1 protein-coding gene is annotated in these 1,245 nt (G+C 68.8%); it reads left to right on the top strand.

Features of this window, described 5'->3' with window-relative positions; genetic code table 11:
• Positions 1–1,245: DUF1522 domain-containing protein (locus IVB31_RS28620; RefSeq protein ID WP_247330804.1), on the top strand; the 1,245-nt coding region annotated here is incomplete at both ends.

Below are 1,245 nucleotides of genomic sequence, written 5' to 3'. Positions count from 1 at the left end.
GCGACGGCGGCCGATTTGCGCGGCACGACGAGCTTCGCGAGCGCGACGGCGAACAGCAACGTTGTGTATAACGGCACGGCCGGTGGTACGACCGCGGCGAGCGGCGCCACCACCCTCGGCGCCACTCTCGGCTCCTTCACCGGCACGACGGCAACGACCGGTGCCGGCGGCACCACGGCCCTGACCGGTACCATCACCCTGATCGCCACCAACGGCACGAGCGCCAGCGGCCTGGCCGGCGTCGCCCAGCCCGCCGACGGCGACACGCTGACGGTGAACGGCAAGACCATCACCTTCCGCGCCGGCACCGCGCCGGCGGCGACCGGTGTTCCGTCCGGTTCGGGCGTCAGCGGCCATCTCGTCACCGACGGCAGCGGCAATACCACCGTCTATCTCGGTAGCACCGGCACGCCTGCGACGCTTGCGACCGTCACCGACCTCTTGACCGCAGTCGACCTCGCCAGCGGGGTGGATACGGTTGCGATCAGCGCCGGTGCTGCGACGATCACCAACAGCGTCGGCCAGACTCCTTCGAGCGTTGGTGCGAGCGCCGTCACGCTGAAGAGCTCGACGGGTGCGGATCTGAATGTCACCGGCAAGGCCGACCTGCTCAATGCTCTCGGCCTGAGCTCGGCCGTGGGCGGCGGCAACGCCACCGTGAACGTCAACCGGACCACGAGCTCGGCCTCGCTGGGCGCGACGATCGCGGACGGCTCCACGCTGAATGTCGACGGTCACGTGATCACCTTCAAGAACGCGCCGATCCCGGGCTCGACCGGTGCTCCGAGCGTTCCGAGCGGGTATGGTGCGAGCGGTAACGTCCTCACCGACGGCGCCGGCAACTCGACCGTCTACCTGCAGGCTGGCACGGTCAACGACGTGCTGAAGGCGATCGACCTTGCCACCGGCGTGCAGACCGCGACGGTCAACGCCAACGGCACCGCGACGCTTGCGACCGCCACCGGCCAGACCAACTCGTCGATCAACGCTTCGGGGCAGCTCAAGCTCTCGACCGGCGTCAATGCCGACCTGTCGATCACCGGCACCGGCAATGCGCTGAATGCGCTTGGCCTCGCCGGCAACACCGGCACCTCGTCCGCCTTCACCGCGGCGCGTACCTCGGGCGTTGGCGGCCTCACCGGCAAGACCTTGACCTTCTCCTCCTTCAACGGCGGCACGGCGGTCAACGTCACCTTCGGCGACGGCACCAACGGCACGGTCAAGACGCTCGATCAGCTCAACACC

Origin of the sequence: Bradyrhizobium sp. 21, from assembly GCF_023073335.1 — a bacterium.
In the GTDB taxonomy this organism is placed as follows: domain Bacteria; phylum Pseudomonadota; class Alphaproteobacteria; order Rhizobiales; family Xanthobacteraceae; genus Bradyrhizobium.
Note: the sequence above shows the minus strand (reverse complement) of the source record. Positions and strands in the feature narration are given on the sequence as shown.